Below are 21,064 nucleotides of genomic sequence, written 5' to 3' on the forward strand. Positions count from 1 at the left end.
AAGCTCAGGCTCTAACTCGTGCCCAAGGAGCCATTGCATGACTGTAACCCAGGTGCCTGGTGGTACCACCGACGATCGCTTCAAGTCGCACCACTGGCGCGACAATTGTCCTGGGCCCATAACTTGATCATCTTCGGCCAAAGCAGGCACCCGCAAGAGCGCGAGTTTTATCTGCGAAGCTCAATCGGAAGAGGGCTGAATCAGACGCTTATTCCCATAAACCATAAGCACCACACTTTGCGTGATATGGCCTTGCGAGGTTTGCCGGTATGATAGGCGCCCCCGCAGTCTGGATTGCGAATACGCCATGACCTTGCAGTACCCAACCATCGCCGATTGCGTCGGCAACACTCCGCTGGTCCGTTTGCAGCGCCTGCCCGGCGAAACCAGCAACACTCTTTTGCTCAAGCTCGAAGGGAACAACCCGGCGGGTTCGGTCAAGGACCGTCCGGCGCTGTCGATGATCACCCGCGCCGAGTTGCGCGGGCAGATCCATGCCGGCGATACGTTGATCGAAGCGACCTCCGGTAACACCGGCATCGCGCTGGCCATGGCCGCGGCGATCAAGGGTTACAAGATGATCCTGATCATGCCGGACAACTCCAGCGCCGAACGCAAGGCCGCCATGACCGCTTATGGTGCCGAACTGATTCTGGTCAGCCAGGAACAAGGCATGGAAGGCGCCCGCGACCTCGCCCAGCGTATGGAAGCAGAGGGCCGCGGCAAGGTGCTGGACCAGTTCGCCAACGGTGACAACCCTGAGGCGCACTACACGACCACCGGTCCGGAAATCTGGCGCCAGACCCAGGGCACCATCACCCATTTTGTCAGCTCCATGGGCACCACCGGCACCATCATGGGCGTCTCGCGCTACCTGAAAGAACAGAACGAGAACGTGCAGATCATCGGTCTGCAACCGATGGAAGGCTCGGCGATCCCGGGTATCCGTCGCTGGCCCCAGGAGTATCTGCCGAAGATCTACCAGGCCGATCGCGTGGACCGTATCGTCGATATGGCCCAGAGCGAAGCCGAAGACGTGACCCGTCGGCTGGCTCGCGAAGAAGGCATCTTCTGTGGCGTGTCATCCGGCGGTGCCGTGGCAGCGATGCTGCGCCTGTCCAAAGAAGTTGAAAACGCGGTGATCGTCGCGATCATCTGCGACCGTGGCGACCGATACCTGTCGACCGGCATTTTCGACGCGCCCAACTGATGGCCAAGCATGAGAGAGGCCTGCGCTTCCAGCCCACGGGCGGCAGCAAGGCCCCGCAAGTCCCGACCGGCAAAAAGCAGCGCCTGAACATCGAACGCCTGGCCAACGACGGTCGCGGTATCGCGTTTTTCGAAGGTCGCACCTGGTTCGTCATCGGCGCACTGGCCGGTGAAGAAGTCGAGGCACGCGTGCTCGGTGCCCACGGCAAAGTGGTCGAGGCGCGTACCGAGCGGGTGTTCAAGTCCAGTGAACTGCGTCGCCCGGCACCGTGCGCCCATGCTGGTCGTTGTGGCGGCTGCAGCGTGCAACACCTGCCCCATAGCGAACAGCTCGCCTTGAAACAGCGCATGCTCGCCGAGCAATTGTCGAAGGTCGCCGGTGTCGAGCCCGAAGAGTGGGTTGCGCCATTGAGCGGTCCGGAGTTCGCTTATCGCCGTCGCGCGCGGGTAGCGGTGCGCTGGGACATGAAAGCGAAAAAACTCGAAGTCGGTTTCCGCGCCGCCGGCAGCCAGGACATCGTCGGCATCGATGATTGCCCGGTGCTGGTACAGCCCTTGCAGCCGATCATGGCCCACTTGCCGCAGATGCTGCGACGATTGAGCAAACCTCAGGCCCTGGGGCACGTGGAATTGTTCAGCGGCTCATCGCTGGCGGTATTGCTGCGCCACATGGCGCCGTTGTCCGAAAGCGACTTGACCATCCTCAAGGAATTCTGCGCGCGCCATGAAGCCCAGTTGTGGTTGCACGGGGACGGCGAGCCGCATCCGGTCGAGGCCGATCAGTCCTTGGGCTATCGTCTTGAACAGTGGGATTTGAATCTGGCGTATCGGCCCGGGGATTTCATCCAGGTCAATGCCGGGGTCAACGAAGCGATGGTTGCCCAGGCGCTGGATTGGCTGAAACCGCAAGCCGATGAGCGAGTTCTCGATCTATTCTGTGGGTTGGGTAACTTTGCCTTGCCATTGGCTAAAGCCGTTCGCGAAGTCGTTGCGGTGGAGGGTGTGCAGGTTATGGTCGATCGCGCAGCCGCGAATGCTGTCAGCAACAATCTGCATAATGCGCAGTTTTTTCAGGCCGATTTATCCCAGCCTTTGACCGATGCTGAATGGGCGCGTGAAGGCTTTTGTGCGGTACTCTTGGACCCACCGCGTGACGGCGCTTTCGAGGTCGTGCGCAAGCTCAAGTCCCTGGGGGCCGAGCGGTTGGTCTACGTGTCGTGCAACCCGGCAACCCTGGCGCGCGACACGGTCGAATTGATCAAGCAGGGCTACCGGTTAAAACGTGCCGGGATTCTCGATATGTTTCCTCAGACGGCACATGTCGAAGCCATGGCGTTATTTGAAGCGAGCTAGGATGCTCGTCTGGTCCGACTGGCCCGCCCGTGCAGCCGCGTACCAGCCCGACGTGGGCTCATGGGCAACGAAGGTCAGCGATTTGACGCATTGAATCTGCGTCGTAGGGAAGGTAAGCAAGATGGTACAGGTGAGAGCACACCAGCCGATCAACACCGACGGCAGTATCAATCTCGAGGCTTGGCTCGATCACGCGGTCAGTGTCGATCTGGCACTGGATCGCGAAGCCTTGAAAGAAGCCTGCGAGTACGCTCGCGAGGCCGAACAACAAGCCAATGCGGCGAAGAATTTGTGGTCCGAAGGGACCTCCAGTTTCCGCACCGGCCTTGAGATCGCCGAGATCCTCGCCGACCTCAAGCTCGATCAGGACTCGCTGGTTGCCGCGGTTCTCTACCGCGGTGTGCGTGAAGGCCAGATTCCGTTGCCGGCCGTCAGCCAGCGCTTTGGTCCCGTAGTCGCCAAACTCATCGACGGCGTGCAACGCATGGCCGCGATCAGCGACAGCCTGAGCCCGCGCAAGTCCATGGTGATGGGTACTCAGGGCCAGGTTGAAAACCTGCGCAAGATGCTGGTGGCCATGGTCGACGACGTTCGCGTCGCCCTGATCAAACTGGCCGAGCGTACCTGTGCGATCCGTGCGGTAAAAACCGCCGATGACGAAAAGCGCAACCGCGTTGCCCGCGAGGTGTTCGACATCTACGCGCCGCTCGCTCATCGCCTGGGTATCGGTCACATCAAGTGGGAACTGGAAGACTTGTCCTTCCGTTACCTCGAGCCGGACCAGTACAAGCAGATCGCCAAGCTGCTCCACGAGCGGCGACTGGATCGCGAGCGCTTCATCAGCGACGTGATGAGCCAGCTGAAAAACGAATTGCAGGCCACCGGGGTCGATGCCGACATCAGCGGCCGGGCCAAACATATCTATTCGATCTGGCGCAAAATGCAGCGCAAGGGCCTGGAGTTCAGCCAGATCTACGACGTGCGCGCCGTGCGTGTGCTGGTGCCGGAAATGCGCGATTGCTACACCGCGCTGGGCATTGTCCACACCTTGTGGCGGCACATCCCCAAAGAATTCGACGACTACATCGCCAACCCCAAGGAAAACGGCTATCGCTCTCTGCACACGGCGGTGATCGGTCCTGAGGGCAAGGTGCTGGAAGTACAGATCCGTACCCACGCCATGCATGAGGAGGCCGAACTCGGTGTATGCGCCCACTGGCGCTACAAGGGCACCGACGTCAAATCCGGCTCCAATCACTATGAAGAAAAAATCTCCTGGCTGCGTCAGGTGCTCGAGTGGCACGAAGAGCTGGGTGACATTGGCGGGTTGGCCGAACAGCTGCGGGTCGATATCGAACCGGATCGGGTCTACATCTTTACCCCGGACGGTCACGCCATCGACTTGCCCAAGGGTGCGACACCACTGGACTTCGCCTACCGTGTGCACACCGAGATCGGTCACAACTGCCGTGGCGCCAAGATCAACGGGCGCATCGTGCCGCTCAACTACAGCCTGCAAACCGGTGAACAGGTCGAGATCATCACCAGCAAGCACGGCACGCCAAGCCGCGACTGGTTGAACCCCAACCTGGGTTACGTCACGACGTCACGGGCACGGGCGAAGATCGTTCACTGGTTCAAGTTGCAGGCCCGCGACCAGAACGTCGCCGCCGGTAAAACCCTGCTGGAACGGGAACTCAATCGCCTCGGCTTGCCAGCGGTGGATTTCGACAAGCTGGCCGACAAAGCCAATATGAAAACCGCCGAGGACATGTTTGCCGCGCTCGGTGCCGGCGACCTGCGCCTGGCGCAACTGGTCAACCTGGCGCAGCAACTGGTCGAGCCGGAACGCGGCAACGAACAGCTGGAACTGATTCCACGCAAGGCCACCGGCTACAAGCCAGGCAAGCGTGGTGATATCCAGATCCAGGGCGTGGGCAACCTGATGACCCAGATGGCAGGTTGCTGCCAGCCGTTGCCGGGGGATGCGATCGTCGGCTACATCACCCAGGGGCGCGGCGTCAGTATCCACCGCCAGGACTGTGCCTCGGTGCTGCAATTGGCCGGGCGCGAGCCTGAACGGATCATTCAGGTCAGCTGGGGGCCGGTACCGGTGCTCACCTACCCGGTGGACATCGTCATCCGTGCCTACGACCGTTCCGGATTGCTGCGTGATGTCTCGCAGGTGTTGCTCAACGAGCGAATCAACGTGCTGGCGGTCAATACCCGCTCGAACAAGGAGGACAACACCGCGCTGATGTCCCTCACCATCGAGATTCCAGGGCTGGACGCGTTGGGGCGGTTGCTGGGGCGGATTTCCCAGTTGCCGAACATCATCGAAACCCGGCGTAACCGTACGCCATGAACCTCACCCCTGTAGGAGCTGCCGCAGGCTGCGATCTTTTGATCTTGATTTTTTAAGATCAAAGGATCGTAGCCTGCGGCAGCTCCTACAGTGCGTTTGAATGGGATTAATGATGTACAGCCTTGAAGACTTATTGCACCTGATGAACCGCCTGCGCGACCCGCAGTACGGCTGTCCGTGGGACATCAAGCAAACCTACGCCACCATCGTCCCGCACACCCTCGAGGAAGCCTATGAAGTTGCCGATGCCATCGAGCGCGGTGATTTCGATCACCTGCAGGGTGAGTTGGGCGACCTGCTGTTCCAGGTGGTTTATTACAGCCAGTTGGCGCGGGAAGAAGGGCGTTTCGAATTCGCTGGCGTGGTCGACAGCATCACCCGCAAGCTGATCCGCCGTCATCCGCATGTATTTCCCACCGGTGATCTGTACGCGCCGCTGGATGTACCGCGCTTGAATGAAGAGCAGGTCAAGCAGCGCTGGGAGGAGATCAAGGCCGAAGAGCGCGCGGAGAAATCCGCTGCACCGCAACAGCTGTCCTTGCTCGATGATGTCCCGGCAGCATTGCCGGCATTGTCCCGTTCTGCAAAATTGCAGAAGCGCGCAGGGCAGGTCGGTTTCGACTGGCCAGACGCGTTACCCGTGCTGGACAAGGTCCGGGAAGAACTCGATGAAATACTCGAAGCGATGGCCGATGACGACTCGGTGGCGATTGCCGATGAAGTCGGCGACCTGCTGTTTTCCGTGGTCAATCTGGCGCGTCACCTCAAGGTCGATCCGGAAACCGCGCTGCGTGGTGCCAACAGCAAGTTCGAGCGACGCTTCCGTTTTATCGAACAGGCATTGCGCGACACCCATCGTCCCATGGAAGATTGCACCCTCGAAGAGTTGGACGCCCTGTGGGGCGAAGCCAAACGCCAGGAAAAGAATGTGCCCAGCTGCGGTTGAGCAGTTGCCTAAGTGAGTAATAAGCACCATGAGCATTTCCCTTCGCGACCAGTTGCTCAAAGCAGGGCTGGTCAACCAGAAGCAGGCCAAGCAGGTCAGCAAAGACAAACAGAAGCAGCAACGCCTGGCCCACAAGGGACAGATCGAGCTTGATGATTCCCAGCAGCGCGCAGCCCAGGAAGCCATGGCTGAGAAGGTCAAGCGTGACCAGGAACTCAACCGCCAGCAGCAGGAAAAAGCCGAGGCCAAGGCCCGTGTCGCGCAGATCAAGCAATTGATCGAGGCCACGCGCCTGCCGAAATTGACGACCGAGGACTACTACAACTTCGTCGACGACAAGAAGGTCAAGCGTCTCTCGGTCAACACGCTGATGCGTAACAAGCTCAGCAACGGTTCGCTGGCTATCGTGCATCACGCCGGCGGTTATGAAGTGATCCCCCGTGAAGCCGCCCTGAAGATCCAGGAGCGCGATCCGCAGCGCATCGTGCAACTGAATGTGCAGACCGAAGAAGTGGCCGCCGAGGACGATCCGTACGCGGCCTATCAGATCCCGGATGACCTGATGTGGTAAGTGGTTAACCGCTGCAATAACGACAAACCCCGCTCATGGCGGGGTTTGTCGTTTTCAATGCGGTCATTGCTCAAGCGGAGCGTAGCGCTCGTTGCTGCTCCAGGGTTTCCAGTTCGGCCTTGTAGTTGTGGGCGTCAGTCTCGCTATGGAACATCCCGACCAGCAGGTCTTGTTGATACACATCCCAGATGCGGACACCGGCGGCTACGCCTTCGTGTGACATGCGTGAATCGTCGCGTTCAGTTACTTTTACAGTCATCTGCTAGCTCCAATTTCTATTATCTGCAGCAAGGCATGTGCAGGACTTCGTTATAGAGTTTGGTAGCTTGCTAAGTAAACGACTGGGTTTGGAAAGAGTTTGTTGCAGAATTGGAAACAGTCCTGCAGCCCGCGTAATCCGCGACATTCGGTCGCAGCGCCGTAAGTTTCATGACAAAAGCTTCATCTCCAGAGGCCTCACGCACCCCCGTAGGAGCAGCCTTCGGCAGCTCCTACAGGGGTTTGTGTTTGCCGCGAGGTTTTCTCAAGACGAAAAAAACGCCCCGAACCAGTCGGGGCGTTTTCATGTGCGACTCAGCAGCGGGGAATTACTTGCCTTCCCAGCGCTTCAGTACCAGCGTGGCGTTGGTGCCACCGAAACCGAAGCTGTTGCTCATCACGGTGTTGATGGTGGCGTTTTCGCGGGTCTTGGTCAGCACCGGCAGGTCGGCCACTTCAGGGTCCAGCTCGTCGATGTTGGCGGAACCGGCAATGAAGTTGCCTTCCATCATCAGCATGCAGTAGATCGCTTCGTGAACGCCGGCGGCGCCCAGGGAGTGACCCGACAGGCTCTTGGTGGAGCTGATGGCCGGAGCCTTGTCGCCGAACACTTCACGCACGCCTTTCATTTCCGCGACGTCGCCGACCGGAGTCGAAGTGCCATGGGTGTTCAGGTAGTCGATCGGGGTGTCGACGGTGGACAGCGCCTGCTGCATGCAGCGGATCGCGCCTTCGCCGCTTGGGGCGACCATGTCGTAGCCGTCGGAGGTCGCGCCGTAGCCAACGATTTCCGCGTAGATCTTCGCGCCGCGGGCCAGAGCGTGTTCCAGCTCTTCCACCACGACCATGCCGCCACCGCCTGCAATGACGAAGCCATCACGGTCTGCGTCGTAGGCGCGGGAAGCTTTTTCCGGGGTGTCGTTACGCTTGCTGGACAGTGCGCCCATGGCATCGAACAGGAACGACTGGCTCCAATGCTCTTCTTCACCGCCGCCAGCGAACACGATGTCCTGCTTGCCCATCTGGATCTGTTCCATGGCGGTACCGATGCAGTGAGCACTGGTGGCACAGGCAGAAGCGATGGAGTAGTTCAGGCCCTTGATCTTGAACGGCGTGGCCAGGCAGGCGGAAACGGTGCTGCTCATGGTCCGCGTGACGCGGTATGGGCCAACGCGCTTTACGCCTTTCTCGCGCAGGATGTCCAGCGCTTCCATCTGGTTCAGTGTCGATGCGCCACCGGAACCGGCGATCAGGCCGGTGCGCGGGTTGGACACTTGCTCTTCGGTCAGGCCGGAGTCAGCAATGGCGTCTTTCATGGCCAGGTAGGCGTATGCCGCCGCGTGGCCGACGAAGCGATAGATCTTGCGATCGATCAGTTCTTCAAGGTTGAGGTCAATGGAGCCGGAAACCTGGCTACGCAGACCCATTTCGGCATATTCCGGGTTGAACCGGATGCCAGGGCGGCTTGCACGCAGGTTAGCGGAGACGGTCTCTTTGTCATTGCCCAGGCACGAAACAATGCCCAGACCAGTGATAACGACGCGGCGCATGCGGATAACCCTTAGAAGTTGTCAGTGGAGGTGAAAACGCCGACCCGGAGGCCTTCGGCGGTGTAGATTTCGCGACCGTCGACAGTCACCGAACCGTCGGCGATGGCCAGGTTCAGCTTGCCCTTGAGGACGCGCTTGATATGAATGTTATAGGTGACTTTCTTGGCGGTCGGCAGGACCTGACCGAAGAATTTCACTTCGCCCGAACCCAGCGCACGGCCACGGCCCGGCAGGCCTTGCCAGCCCAGGAAGAAGCCGACCAATTGCCACATGGCGTCGAGGCCCAGGCAGCCCGGCATCACCGGATCACCTTCGAAGTGGCAGGCGAAGAACCACAGGTCCGGAGTGATATCCAGCTCGGCGACCAATTCACCTTTGCCGTACTTGCCACCCTCTTCGCTGATCAGGGTGATGCGATCGACCATCAGCATGTTCGGGGCGGGCAGTTGCGCGTTACCTGGGCCGAACAGCTCACCGCGACTGCAGCGCAGCAGGTCTTCCCGGGTAAAGGCGTTTTGTTTGGTCATGCGAGCTCCTCAATAGTCCCATGCGGCAGGTGGGGCAAATCATCCCGGCCGATCGAAGCGTTCATGCCTCGAACCGGCAGCCTACTCATAGACTATTGCGTTGTAGTGAAAGTCACAGCACCAAGGACATGAATGTACACTTGTGCACTGAAATTTTTAATCAAGCCCCTTTTCGAGCTTGTTCGGGTGCCTAAGACTGCCGCACTTTCGCCTTTCACGCCAGTCACAGATGCTCGAAAGGCCTGTACTACTGCACCCATCGCTGCAGAATTTGCTGAAGATCAGTGCGTTTGAAGGGCTTGGCCAGGTAATCGTTCATTCCCGCCGACAAACAAGCTTCGCGATCCCCCTGCAAGGCGTTGGCGGTCAGGGCAATGATCGGCAAGTCGGTACAGCCAGGCAGTTCACGAATCTGCCGGGTGGCCTCATAACCGTCGATGACCGGCAGTCGGCAGTCCATCAGTATCGCCTCGAAGATCAGGCTCTCGGCACTGCGCACTGCCTGTGCGCCATCGGCGGCAACGCTGACAGTAAAGCCCAGGCTGCGCAGCATGGCTTCGATCACTGTCTGGTTGACCGGATTGTCTTCGACCAGCAGCACATTGCGCCCTTCGCCATCCCCCTTGTGGGTCGGTACGCGCGGTACCCGAGCCGGCAAGGCCTGCTGATACAACGCCAGCGGAATTTCGAGGGTAAAGACCGAGCCACGGCCTTCCTCGCTCTGGGCGCGCAAGGTGCCACCCATGCGTTCGGCGAGTGTGCGTGCAATCGGCAGGCCCAGGCCGGTCCCACCATAGCGTCTTGATATGGAGCTATCGGCCTGTTGAAACGCGTCGAACATCAATTCCAGGCTTTCGGGGGGAATGCCAATCCCACTGTCGCGCACCGTGCAGGTGAACCACAGCAGTTCGTGATCCAGGGACTGCCACTGCGATTCGATGCGCACGCGTCCCTGTTCAGTAAACTTCAAGGCATTGCCGACCAGATTGACCAGTATTTGCCGGATGCGCGTCGGGTCACCCTGAACCTGCAGCGCGCGCATGTCTTGTGGGATCTGCAACTGTAGATCGAGCCCGCGTTGGACGGCGCTGTGCTGGAACGACTGGGCGCAACTGCCGATCAGGTCGGCGAGATTGAAGGGAATATGCTCCAACTCCAGTTCTGAGCGTTCGATACGCGAAAAATCCAGGATGTCATTGATGACTTTGAGCAGGTGCTCGGTGGATTCCGAAGCCAGGGCAGCGTATTCGAGCTGTTCTTCGGTCATCCGGGTGGTTTCCAGCAACTGCAGCATGCCCAGCACGCCATTCATCGGCGTGCGCAGTTCGTGGCTCATCATGGCGAGGAAGTCGGACTTGGCGTTATTGGCCTTTTCCGCTTCCTCGCGGGTCTGGATCAACTGCGCCATGGCCTGGTGCTGTTCGTGGCTGGCCTGCTCGAGTCCCTTGGCGAGGTTGTTGATGTGTTGCGACAGGGCGCCGAGTTCGGTGTCATCAACGATGGGCAGGGGCGTTTTGTAGTCGCCAGCCTGGATCGCCTTGACCGCATTGCCGATATCGCGGATCGGTTGCGACAGGCTCGCGGCCAGGCGCCGGGCGACCATGAAGGTAAACAACAGGGCGAACAGCGCCAGAATGCCAGCCTTGAGCAGGATCTCCTGCTGACGCTGGCTGAACGCATCACTGGAAAGCCCCACAATCACCCGACCCAGGTAATCCTCGGTGGGAGCCGTGGGGGGCACGCTGGCGTCCTGGAAAAAATCATTGTGCAGCGCGATCCGTTGCAGGCGCACGGGGGCCTGGAAGACTTCAACCTGGTGCGGCTTTTGGTAGCTTGCCGAAGGTTGCTCGACATACACCAGAATCCGGTTGGCGCTGTCCTGCACCTCCAGGAACCGTACGTTGGGCGTGGCCAGCGTGGCCTTGAGCAGGCTCTCGAGCACTTCGTTATTGCCCGAAATCACCCCGTATTCGGTAGCCGGCGCCAGTTGGTTGGCAATCAACTGGCCGGTGTGGTTGAGCTCCTGGCGCAGGTCCTGGATCCGCACGAAAGTGAAGAAGCTGATCAACAGTAACGTCAGCAGCAGGGCGGGGCCGAGGCTGATGATCTGGGTACGGGTACTGATGTCCCAGCGGCGACGGAAGGTCATGGCTGGCGTTCTCCTTCTGCCAACAGCGTTGCGACAGCCACTTCATTGACCTGTTCAAGCCCCAGGGAACGAGACACCTGCCGATTGCTCGAGACTTTGAAGCGGTGTGGATATTGCGTGCGTGGCCACGTGGCGGGTGGCAGGTCGAGCAGCTCATCGAGAATCGCCAGCCAGTCGCTTTGATCGCTGTAGGTACTGGCCAGGCTACCGGCCTTGACGAACCCTGCATTGGGACCGATCAAGGCCAGTTGTCGCGCATAGCTGCTGAGCAACAGGTTTTTCGCGGTTTTCGGGTTGTACAGATCGGGGTCGTCGAGGCCCAGTACTACATCGCTGTTGTCCAGCAAAGCCTGCAAGGGACGACTGTCCTGGGTGTTTTCCCAACGTTCGGTGACCACTTCAAGACCCAGGGGATAAGCGGCCTGGCGCAATTCCCGCAACAGGAACTCGCTATGGCTGTCGTACAGGACGCCAACCCGCTTGGCCTGGGGCAGCAGGACACGGGTGAGGCGCAATTGCCGGTCCAGTGGCGGATCGCTCCAGAGCAGGCTGAGGTGCGGGGGCAGGGCGTGCCCAAGGTGTTGTCGCGCCTGCAGGCGGGTGATGCGCAGCACCAGTGTCGCCGGGCCGCGAGGGTCCTGCAGGCGCCAGTCGAGACTGGGCAGGTCGAGCAGGATCAAGCGGGTGTCCGCCGCCAGCTTGCCCGGTGGCGGCAGGCTGGCCAATGGCTGGAAGTGCACGTTGTCGGCCGGTCGCATTTGCACCAGGGCCTGGACGAAGGATTGCACGCCGGGGCTATCGTCGACACCGGTGAGCAGAATGTCCGCGGCGCTGGCCGACTGGTTGTGTAGCCAGCCACCGGACAACAGGCAAGCCATGGCCAGCAGGTGGCCAAGGATTGACGGCTTGCGTGACGGACGATGGGGCATCTTAAAACGCCAACTGCGCGCTGAAATACATCAAGCGACGCTCGTCATAGTTGTTGTCGACAAAGGAGGTGGGCTGGTTGTCGAGGCGCTGCTGCAGCACACCGGCCAGTTCCAGATGAGTCTTGCCCAGGCGGATGCGCCTGGCGATGCGCGTGTCGACGCGTTCGAAGCGGTAGCCGTTGAGCGCGTCGTCAGCATAATAGAAGAGCGCGCTGTTCCAGCCATGGCCCCAGTCGCGCAACCAGGCGGCAGAACCACTGTTGCCTGCAGTCTGTTGTGCATCTAGCCGGTTGCTCGCGTCAGCGTCGACGTAGGCATAGGTCAGGCGCACGCGGTCGGCGCTGCTGATTTTCCAGTCGAGTTGGGTTTCCGCTCCGGTGTAGCGAGCGGTGTTGGCATTGCTGGCGATGTACTGGTTATTGCGCAACGGCTCACTGATCATCCCGGTGATCTCGTCGTAGAACAGCTTTACATCGACGGCCAGGCCCGATTCGGCAAAGTAACCGTTATAGCCCAGTTCCCGGGAACGCATGTGTTCCTGGTCGAGGTCGCCGGGGCCGCGGGTCTTGACGAAATAGCGGGCACTGGGCTGGCCATAGGCGCCGGGTTGCAGGTGGGTGACCTGGTAGCTCCAGTTGACGTTGTTCTCGAACATGTCCGGCGAGCGGACGGCTTGCGAGTACACCGCACGCAAGCCGTGGCGCGGATTGATCAGGTAGTTGACCGCCATCCGTGGGCTCAGTGAGCTGCCGATCAACTGCGTGTCTTCGAACATGGCACCGCCCTGCAGGAGCCAGTGTTCGCTGGCGCGCCATTCGAGCTGGCCGAACGCTCGCCAGGTGGTGTCATCGAGAGTGCCATTGAAGTAGGTCTCGGAATCTGCCCGGTCGTAACGATAGTTCAATCCGCTGACCAGCCGCAGGTTATCGGACAGGCTCAGGGTGTCCTGCAATTCAAGGTCGTAGCGAGATTCCCGAGTGCTTTGGTCGATATCGCCGCAGACCGTTTGCCGGGCGCCGTTGCGCCACTGGTCAAGGACTTGATTGGCCAATGCGCGTTGGGTCGGATCGGCGTCAGGGGGCCCGGAGACCAGAAAGCTCTCGATGTTACGCGCCAGGCGTTCCGTGTAGTTCGGGTTGAGTTGCCAAAGCTCGCTGAGTTCGGGGCTGAACGATACTTCGGCATCGCAGGCGCGCCAGGTTTGCTGACGGTCCCAGTGCTGGGCCGACCCCTGGATGTAAAGGCTGTGCTCGGTGTCCAGGTCGAGATTCCAGCGCAGCGAGCCGGCGTAGTCCTTGGCGCTGACGTCGGAATTGTCCCCAGCGCGGGTAATCCCTGAAAACACCGGGCGGTAGGTATAGGGGCGCTGATTGGTGCCGTCCTTGGCATTCACCTGCCATTCGATGCCTTGTCGTTCGTCGAGCGACTGACTGACGGCAAGGTTGAAGCGCTTCAAGCGTCGACTGTCATGGTAGTCGCCGCCCCAACGGTCGGTATCAAAGCCATCGTCTTGCTGGCCAGACAGCGACAGACGTAAATCGCCGTCCTCCCAACCCACGCCCTGGCTGGCATAAAAGTCGTCGATGCCACGCTGGCCGCGGGTGACTTTCAGGCGCGTACCGTGGCTGTCGGCCGGATTACGCGTGATGATGTTGACCACCGCCATCAGCGCATTGGCGCCATAGCTGACGGTGTTCGGGCCGCGGAAAACCTCGATACGCTCGATGTCCTCCATGGCAACCGGAATATCGCTCCAGTCGACCGTGGCCAGCCCCGCGCGGTACACCGAGCGGCCGTCGATCAGCACTTGCAGGCGCCGTGCTTCGGTGGCGCTGGTGCCGTGGTAATTCACCGTGGCCTGATTACCGCTGATATTGCCGACCATCATGCCGGGTACCAGGCGCAGCACTTCACTGATGTCGCGCGCGCCGCTGGCATTGATCAGCGCAGTGTCGAGCACCGTCATGCTCCCCGGCACGGCAGCCGGCGACTGTTTCAGGCGCGTGGCCGTGAGTACTTGCGGCAACGGTTCGCTGTCGAGAAACAAGTCGTCGGCCATCGCCGGCGAGCTGAACACCAGCGCCAGGACCAACGGCGAATGGGGTGAAGTCGAACCCAGGGACACAGCACATCCTTGTTAACGATCGATGGCGCGCATGTTAACCGAGCCCGTTGACTTTTCCAGTCACGATGTAAGCATTTTCCTGGGTATTACCGGACTTCTTCCTACCCGTGCCGGTAATTGACGCGGGGACTGGCCGACACGGGGGCGCTCCGTATAATGCCGACATTGCCACTGGTATGGATTAACGGATTACATATGACTCAACAGCGCCCGATCGCGGTTTTGGGAGGCGGAAGTTTTGGTACCGCCGTGGCTAACTTGCTGGCCGAAAATGGTCATCAAGTCCTGCAATGGATGCGTGACCCTGAACAGGCCGAGGCCATTCGGGTCAATCGCGAGAACCCGCGTTACCTCAAAGGCATCAAGATCCTGCCCGGCGTCACGCCGGTCACTGACCTGCTGGCCACCCTGGATGCGTGCGACCTGAGTTTTGTCGCGCTGCCCTCCAGCGCGTTGCGCTCGGTGCTGGCCCCGCAGGCTGATCGACTCAGCGGCAAAATGCTGGTGAGCCTGACCAAGGGCATCGAAGCCCACACCTTCAAGCTGATGAGCCAGATTCTCGAAGAGATCGCGCCACAGGCACGCATCGGTGTGTTGTCCGGGCCGAACCTGGCTCGTGAAATCGCCGAACATGCATTGACCGCCACAGTGGTCGCCAGCGAAGACGAGGCGCTCTGCCAGCATGTCCAGGAAGTGCTGCACGGCCGCACCTTTCGTGTGTATGCCAGCGCCGACCGGTTTGGCGTGGAACTGGGCGGTGCGTTGAAAAACGTCTACGCGATCATTGCCGGCATGGCGGTGGCGATGGGCATGGGCGAAAACACCAAGAGCATGCTGATAACCCGGGCGCTGGCGGAAATGACCCGCTTCGCGGTGAATCAGGGTGCCAACCCGATGACATTCCTCGGCCTGGCGGGCGTGGGTGACCTGATCGTGACCTGCTCGTCGCCAAAAAGCCGTAACTATCAGGTCGGGTTCGCCCTCGGCCAGGGCCTGAGCCTCGACGAGGCAGTCAATCGCCTGGGCGAAGTCGCCGAAGGCGTGAATACCCTCAAGGTGCTCAAGGCCAAGTCCCAGGAAGTTGGCGTGTACATGCCATTGGTCGCCGGGTTGCACGCGATCCTGTTCGAAGGGCGCACGCTTGAGCAGGTGATCGAACTGTTGATGCGGGGCGAGCCGAAGACCGATGTCGACTTTATTTCCACCAGCGGCTTCAACTGAACCCCCACTTCACAGGAACGGAGCGAGAAATGAGTGATCCAAAAGTAGAAGCCAAATACGAGTCCATCCTGCTTCGAGTGCTGTGGATGGTGGTGTTCCTGCTGGTCTGGCAGGTGGCGCAGTTCATGCTTGGCGCCGTGGTGCTGGTGCAATTGATCTATCGTTTGATCTATGGCGCCCCGAGCGCCAGCCTGATGAACTTCGGCGACAGCCTGAGCCAGTTCCTGGCCCAGATCGGTCGTTTCGGCAGCTTCCACAGCGACCAGAAACCTTGGCCGTTCGCCGATTGGCCGACGCCGCGTACGCCGGAAGGTGAAGCGCCGCACGTGGTGGCGCCTGCGCCGCACCCGGCCAGAGATGAGGAACCCAAGCTATGAAACTCTGGGTATTGCGTCATGGTGAAGCCGAGCCACACGGCTCCAAACCCCACGATTCGGAGCGGGAGCTGACCGACAATGGTCGTGAAGAAGTGCTGCGGGCCGCCGCCAACCTGGTTGGCCAGCCGCTGACAGCGATTTACGCCAGCCCTTACATGCGAGCGCAGCAAACCGCACACCTGGTGAAAGATGCATTGGGTTTCGAACCGGAAATCCGCACGGTTGAGTGGCTGACCCCGGATTTCGATCCCGACCGAGTCACCGATCAACTGAAATCGGTGACCAACGTGCTGCTGGTTTCTCATAACCCGCTCGTGGGAAACCTGCTCAGCTACCTGCAACATGGTGCGGGTCATCCGCCAGAGAAGGTCAGCACCGCGGGCCTGGCCGAGCTGGAAAACTCTGAATTGCTGATTGGCGCAATGAAGCTCAACAGCATCAAGCACCCTTAAAGGCAAAAGACCACTGCCAGCGGCGGCGCCTAAAAGGGGTTTCAGCGTTTCCCCCGTAGGAGCTGCCGCAGGCTGCGATCTTTTGATCTTGAAAAATAGCCAACCAAGCATTTGCTTGGTTGGCTACGCTTGCTCCAGACCAAAACAAAGGAGCGAGTCCCATGCCTGCTGCTTCCCGTTTGCCCCTGGACGTCTTCTACGAGCGCGAGGCCCGTCATCCTCGCCAGCGCTTTCTCGTCCAGCCTGTGGGCGGTGGCCGAGTCGAGACCTTGAGCTGGGAGGACGTCGGTCATCAGGCACGCTGCGCGGCCCATTGGTTGCGATCCCGGGAACTGCCCCAGGGCAGTCATATCGCCCTGATCTCAAAAAACTGCGCACACTGGATCATTGCCGACCTGGCAATCTGGATGGCCGGGCATGTCTCGGTGCCGTTGTACCCCAACCTCACCGCCGAATCGGTGGCCCAGGTGCTCGAACACTCTGAAGCGGCGCTGGTATTCATCGGTAAACTCGATGACTGGCCTGGCATGTCCCGTGGGGTGAATCCCGAGCTACCGACCATCAGCCTGCCGCTACATCCGCCCGGCACTTTCGATTTCAGCTGGGACGACCTGCAACGCAGTTCGCCGATCCAGGACGATCCCAAGCCCGCCGCCGATCAACTGGCAACCATCATCTACACGTCCGGCACCACCGGCATGCCCAAGGGCGTGATGCACAGCTTCGCCAACCTGGGATTCGCCACCACGCGCGGCACGCAGTTATTCGGTCTCAATGAGTCGGATCGACTGTTGTCGTATTTGCCGTTGTGCCACGTTGCCGAACGGATGTTCGTCGAACTGGCATCGATTTACACCGGGCAAACCGTGTTCTTTGCCGAAAGCCTTGACACCTTCCTGACGGACTTGCGACGTGCCCGGCCAACGGCGCTGTTTGGCGTGCCGCGCATCTGGACCAAGTTCCAGATGGGGGTGTACAGCAAGATCCCGGCAAAGCGCTTGGATTTCCTGCTCGGGCTGCCGATTATCGGCAAGCGGGTCGGGCACAAAGTCCTCGCCGGGTTGGGGCTCGATGCCTTGCGCGTGGCCTTGTCCGGTGCGGCGCCGGTGCCCCTGAGTCTGCTGCTGTGGTATCGCAAGCTCGGACTGGACGTGCTGGAGGTCTATGGCATGACGGAGAGTTGCGGTTACTCGCACATTTGCCTGCCGGGCCAGAACAAACCAGGCTGGATTGGCATGCCGTGCCCGGAGGTCGAGGTGCGCATCGACGAATCGGGCGAGGTCATGGTACGTAGCGGGGCGATCATGCTGGGGTATTTCAAGGATCCGCAGAAAACCGCCGACACCATCACCGAGGACGGCTTCCTGCGCACCGGCGACAAGGGCGAGGAAGATGCCGAAGGCAACCTGCGCCTGACCGGGCGCTTGAAGGAAATCTTCAAGACCAGCAAAGGCAAGTACGTAGCGCCGGCGCCGATCGAAAATCGCCTGGCGGTGCATTCGCGCATCGAGCAGGTGTGCGTGGTCGGTGATGGCTTGAATGCGCCACTGGGCCTGTGCGTGCTTTCGGCCGTCGGGCAGCAGGAGACACGGGCCGGGTTGCATTCAAGCCTGGAAAAGCTGCTGGAAGAGGTCAACAGCGTCCTCGACAAGCACGAACGCTTGCGGCGGCTGGTGGTAGTCAAGGACAGCTGGGCGGTGGAGAACGGTTTTCTCACACCGACCCTGAAGATCAAGCGCAACGTCATCGAAGCCACTTACGGCGCTCGCTTCGAAGAATGGAGCGAGCACACCGAAGCGGTGCTGTGGCAGGATTGAGCCACGATAAAACCAACAAGGAAAACCTGCTATGAGTCTGTGGCGTACCGTTCCCAACATCGAACAACTGAACGCAATTCAGAAAAACACCATCGGCGAACTGTTGGACATCCGTTTCGAAGCCTTCGATGAAGAGTCCCTGACCGCGAGCATGGTCATCGACCATCGCACCCATCAGCCGTATGGCTTGCTGCATGGCGGCGCTTCGGTGGTGCTGGCTGAATCAGTCGGCTCCATGGCCAGTTACCTGTGCATCGATGCCAGCAAGTTTTACTGCGTGGGGCTGGAAATCAACGCCAATCACCTGCGCGGCTTGCGCAGCGGCCGAGTGACGGCGGTCGCCAAACCCATTCACATCGGGCGTACGACCCATGTCTGGGATATCCGCTTGACCAGTGACGAAGGCAAGGCCAGTTGTGTCTCGCGGCTGACCATGGCTGTGGTGCCACTGGGTGATAATCCGCCAGCACGTTGAACTCCCCGTTCCTTTATTCGCATGGCCGGACTGTCATCATTCCTGTCAGTTACGGTCATTGCTCAAGAACGCGGTCTTGCGGACAATCGGGTTTGTTTTCGCGGATGGATCGACCGGTATGTCGCAACAGATATTTTTCGCCCACGCCAATGGTTTTCCTTCGGGAACCTACGGCAAGTTGTTTGCGGCGCTGGCACCCGAATTTCAGGTGACGCATCTGGAGCAACACGCCCACGACCCACGTTTTCCGGCGGACGACAACTGGTACAACCTGGTGGATGAACTGATCCACCACCTGCAGCAGCAGTCGCAGCCGGTGTGGGGCGTCGGTCATTCCTTCGGTGGCGTACTGCATCTGCACGCGGCGTTGCGTTGCCCCCAGTTGTATCGCGGTGTGGTGATGCTCGATTCGCCGGTGCTGACGCGTACCGATCAATGGGTCATTCGCGCAGCCAAGCGCTTGGGTTTCATCGACCGCCTGACCCCGGCCGGGCGCACCCTGGGGCGTCGTGAAGAATTCGCCGACCTCGAGAGCGCCCGCCGTTATTTCGCCGGCAAGAGCCTGTTTCGCAGCTTCGATCCGGAGTGTTTCGATGCCTACCTGCACTATGGTTTGCATCAGGACGGCGACAGGTTGCGCTTGCGTTTCGACCCAGCCACGGAAATCAGCATCTACCGTGGCGTACCCCACACCAGCCCGGGCCGCCTGCGGCAGTTGCAAGTGCCGCTGGCGGTCGTTCGCGGGCACGAGAGCCGGGTGGTGATGCGGCATCACACCAGTTCAGTCGGGCGCATGCCAAATGGCGAGGCGCTGAGCATGCCTGGCGGGCACATGTTTCCTCTGGAACGGCCGCAGGAGACGGCCGTACTGCTGAAAAACCTGTTCGAACGCTGGACCTCTCGCCAGCAGCGGGATTGCGCATGAGCCAGGTCGTCGAAGAAGTGCGCCTGAGCCTGCCGCATATCGAGTTGGCGGCGCATTTGTTTGGCCCTGAAGACGGTTTGCCGGTCATTGCCCTGCATGGCTGGCTGGACAACGCCAATAGCTTCGCCCGCCTGGCACCCAAGCTCAAAGGCTTGCGCGTGATCGCCCTGGACATGGCCGGTCACGGGCACTCAGGGCACCGCCCACCCGGCGCCGGTTACGCCATGTGGGACTATGCCCACGATGTGATGCAAGTTGCAGAGCAGCTTGGATTGAAGCGCTTTGCGTTGCTGGGACATTCGATGGGCGCCATCGCCTCGCTGATCATTGCCGGCTCGTTTCCGCAGCGAGTCACTCACCTGGCGTTGATTGACGGGGTCATCCCTCCCACGGACAAAGGCGAAAACGCTGCCGAACGCATGGGCATGGCCCTGCAGGCGCAACTGGACCTGCGGGAAAAACGCAAACCGGTCTACAGCACCCAGGACCGCGCCATCGAAGCGCGCATGAAAGGCCTGGTGGCGGTCAGTCGCGAAGCCGCCGAGTTGCTGGCCCAGCGTGGCTTGATGCCGGTGCCGGGCGGCTATACCTGGCGCACCGACAATCGCCTCACGCTACCATCGCCGCTGCGCCTCACCACCGAGCAGGCCATGGCCTTCGTCCAGCGGGTCGCCTGTCCGGCGAAACTGGTGGTCGCCGCTGACGGCATGCTCGCCAAACATCCGGAGTTGCTGGAGCGTCTACCCTTTAGCCTTGAACAGCTGCCAGGCGGCCATCATTTGCACTTGAATGATGAACCCGGTGCCGACCTTGTCGCAGACTGTTTCAATCGGTTCTTCGCCATTCCTTGACTTGCGCCGGGCAACTGTCGAGGCTGGGTGGGTTGAAAAGGGAGACAACCATGATAGACCTCTACACCGCTGCGCCCCCGAATGGCCACAAGGGCATGCTGATCCAATGAGTCTATCCATGCGCTCATTCAGTTTGCTGGTGCTCTGTTGTTTCAGTCCACTCTCATTAGCCGCCGATCTGCCCGGCAGTCAGGACTTGCCGATCGTGCCGCGCATGACCGATGCGCAAATCGTCGACTATCGCCCCATGGCAGAGCTTGAACGGATCTACCCGCTCGGCTCGATCCGCAAGATCAGCGGTCAGTTGCGCTTTGACGGGCAGGTCAGTGCTCGTGGGCATGTTACCTCGGTGACCTATGAATTGCCGGCGGAGCATTCCTCGACCGAGGCCTTCACCGCTGCGCGCGAAGCGCTTCAACAGCAGGACGCCCAATTGCTGTTCTGGTGCCAGGCGCGAGATTGCGGCGAAAGCAGCCTATGGGCCAACGAAGTGTTCGGCAACGCCAAGCTCTATGGCGCCGATAGTGAGCAGGCTTACCTGCTGTTACGCCTGGCCGCACCGAAGGAAAATACGCTGGTGGCGCTCTACAGCATCACCCGTGGCAATCGCAAAGCCTATCTGCACGTCGAACAATTCGACGCCGTCGCCCCGCTGGGGGAATTGCTGCCGACGTCCGCAACCTTGTTGCGCGAGCTCAGGAGTACCGGTGAACTCGATTTCCCCAAATTGACGCAAACACCCGATGAGACCTGGTTGCGCCTGATCTCCCGGGGCCTGAACCTGGACACCACCTTGCGGGTCAGTGTGTCCGGGCCCAACGCTGAAGCCTGGCGTCAATCGTTGATCGAGCAGGGTGTACGTGCGGCGCGGATGGAAACCGGTGGTGTCGACGGTTCTGGATTGCATATCAAACTGCTGCGATAAGTGTCATCCGGCGAACACGCGTGGCGTGTTCGCCTACTC

General features: G+C 60.3%; 19 protein-coding genes. 13 read left to right on the top strand and 6 right to left on the bottom strand.

The genetic code is table 11. The annotated features are described in order from the left end of the window. Positions 1–307: 307 nt before the first annotated feature. The 5 genes from cysM to QLG10_RS10315 all read left to right on the top strand — a co-directional run bounded on the left by cysM (position 308) and on the right by QLG10_RS10315 (position 6,444). Positions 308–1,210, top strand: coding sequence for a cysteine synthase CysM (gene cysM, locus QLG10_RS10295; protein WP_020799708.1), 903 nt, complete (start codon positions 308–310; stop codon positions 1,208–1,210). Then, the gene (rlmD, locus tag QLG10_RS10300; protein WP_282487306.1) at positions 1,210–2,562 is read left to right on the top strand and encodes a 23S rRNA (uracil(1939)-C(5))-methyltransferase RlmD; all 1,353 of its coding nucleotides are present in this window, start codon (positions 1,210–1,212) and stop codon (positions 2,560–2,562) included. The genes cysM and rlmD overlap by 1 nt, the downstream gene beginning before the upstream one ends. Positions 2,563–2,683: 121 nt before the next feature. After that, positions 2,684–4,927, top strand: a complete 2,244-nt coding sequence (gene relA, locus QLG10_RS10305) for a GTP diphosphokinase (protein WP_020799706.1) — start codon at positions 2,684–2,686, stop codon at positions 4,925–4,927. 112 nt (positions 4,928–5,039) lie between these two features. Further along, complete coding sequence (mazG, locus tag QLG10_RS10310) at positions 5,040–5,873, top strand: nucleoside triphosphate pyrophosphohydrolase (RefSeq protein WP_188263823.1); 834 nt, start codon at positions 5,040–5,042, stop codon at positions 5,871–5,873. Between the two features lie 28 nt (positions 5,874–5,901). Continuing rightward, on the top strand, positions 5,902–6,444 hold the full coding sequence (locus QLG10_RS10315) for a DUF2058 domain-containing protein (protein WP_020799705.1): 543 nt from the start codon (positions 5,902–5,904) through the stop codon (positions 6,442–6,444). Between the two features lie 70 nt (positions 6,445–6,514). Here the strand turns inward: QLG10_RS10315 and QLG10_RS10320 are convergent, their stop codons facing one another. The 6 genes from QLG10_RS10320 to QLG10_RS10345 form a co-directional block, all read right to left on the bottom strand. Beyond that, the gene (locus QLG10_RS10320) at positions 6,515–6,703 is read right to left on the bottom strand and encodes a hypothetical protein (protein ID WP_020799704.1); all 189 of its coding nucleotides are present in this window, start codon (positions 6,701–6,703) and stop codon (positions 6,515–6,517) included. Positions 6,704–7,031: 328 nt separating this feature from the next. After that, positions 7,032–8,252 (bottom strand): beta-ketoacyl-ACP synthase I, encoded by a 1,221-nt coding sequence (gene fabB, locus QLG10_RS10325; protein ID WP_008016529.1) that lies wholly within the window; start codon positions 8,250–8,252, stop codon positions 7,032–7,034. An 11-nt stretch (positions 8,253–8,263) separates the two neighbouring features. Further along, positions 8,264–8,779 (bottom strand): 3-hydroxyacyl-[acyl-carrier-protein] dehydratase FabA, encoded by a 516-nt coding sequence (fabA, locus tag QLG10_RS10330; protein ID WP_003179264.1) that lies wholly within the window; start codon positions 8,777–8,779, stop codon positions 8,264–8,266. Between the two features lie 247 nt (positions 8,780–9,026). Next, positions 9,027–10,928 (bottom strand): ATP-binding protein, encoded by a 1,902-nt coding sequence (locus QLG10_RS10335; RefSeq protein WP_110754197.1) that lies wholly within the window; start codon positions 10,926–10,928, stop codon positions 9,027–9,029. After that, entirely contained in the window at positions 10,925–11,857 is a 933-nt protein-coding gene (locus QLG10_RS10340; RefSeq protein ID WP_282487307.1) for an ABC transporter substrate-binding protein, read from the bottom strand. Before QLG10_RS10340 ends, QLG10_RS10335 begins: the two co-directional genes overlap by 4 nt. A gap of 1 nt (position 11,858) precedes the next feature. Next, on the bottom strand, positions 11,859–13,982 hold the full coding sequence (locus tag QLG10_RS10345) for a TonB-dependent receptor (protein ID WP_248678988.1): 2,124 nt from the start codon (positions 13,980–13,982) through the stop codon (positions 11,859–11,861). Positions 13,983–14,177: 195 nt separating this feature from the next. Between QLG10_RS10345 and QLG10_RS10350 the strand changes: the two genes are divergently transcribed. The 8 genes from QLG10_RS10350 to QLG10_RS10385 all read left to right on the top strand — a co-directional run bounded on the left by QLG10_RS10350 (position 14,178) and on the right by QLG10_RS10385 (position 21,025). Continuing rightward, the gene (locus tag QLG10_RS10350; protein ID WP_110754191.1) at positions 14,178–15,203 is read left to right on the top strand and encodes an NAD(P)H-dependent glycerol-3-phosphate dehydrogenase; all 1,026 of its coding nucleotides are present in this window, start codon (positions 14,178–14,180) and stop codon (positions 15,201–15,203) included. 29 nt (positions 15,204–15,232) lie between these two features. Further along, complete coding sequence (locus QLG10_RS10355; protein ID WP_020799699.1) at positions 15,233–15,580, top strand: DUF4389 domain-containing protein; 348 nt, start codon at positions 15,233–15,235, stop codon at positions 15,578–15,580. After that, a complete protein-coding gene (gene sixA / locus QLG10_RS10360; RefSeq protein ID WP_179053713.1) occupies positions 15,577–16,032 on the top strand; it encodes a phosphohistidine phosphatase SixA in 456 nt (151 codons plus the stop codon). Before QLG10_RS10355 ends, sixA begins: the two co-directional genes overlap by 4 nt. 161 nt (positions 16,033–16,193) lie before the next feature. Then, positions 16,194–17,849: an AMP-binding protein gene (locus QLG10_RS10365; RefSeq protein ID WP_282487308.1), complete on the top strand. Its 1,656-nt coding sequence runs from the start codon at positions 16,194–16,196 to the stop codon at positions 17,847–17,849. A 31-nt stretch (positions 17,850–17,880) separates the two neighbouring features. Further along, entirely contained in the window at positions 17,881–18,324 is a 444-nt protein-coding gene (locus QLG10_RS10370; RefSeq protein WP_020799696.1) for a hotdog fold thioesterase, read from the top strand. Positions 18,325–18,442: 118 nt separating this feature from the next. Then, positions 18,443–19,249 (top strand): alpha/beta hydrolase, encoded by an 807-nt coding sequence (locus QLG10_RS10375; protein ID WP_110754185.1) that lies wholly within the window; start codon positions 18,443–18,445, stop codon positions 19,247–19,249. After that, positions 19,246–20,100, top strand: a complete 855-nt coding sequence (locus QLG10_RS10380) for an alpha/beta hydrolase (protein ID WP_282487309.1) — start codon at positions 19,246–19,248, stop codon at positions 20,098–20,100. Before QLG10_RS10375 ends, QLG10_RS10380 begins: the two co-directional genes overlap by 4 nt. A 118-nt stretch (positions 20,101–20,218) precedes the next feature. Then, entirely contained in the window at positions 20,219–21,025 is an 807-nt protein-coding gene (locus QLG10_RS10385) for a DUF4892 domain-containing protein (RefSeq protein WP_282487310.1), read from the top strand. The last annotated feature ends 39 nt before the right edge of the window (positions 21,026–21,064 follow it).

It is taken from the genome of Pseudomonas sp. V98_8, assembly GCF_029967975.1.
Lineage (GTDB): Bacteria > Pseudomonadota > Gammaproteobacteria > Pseudomonadales > Pseudomonadaceae > Aquipseudomonas > Aquipseudomonas umsongensis.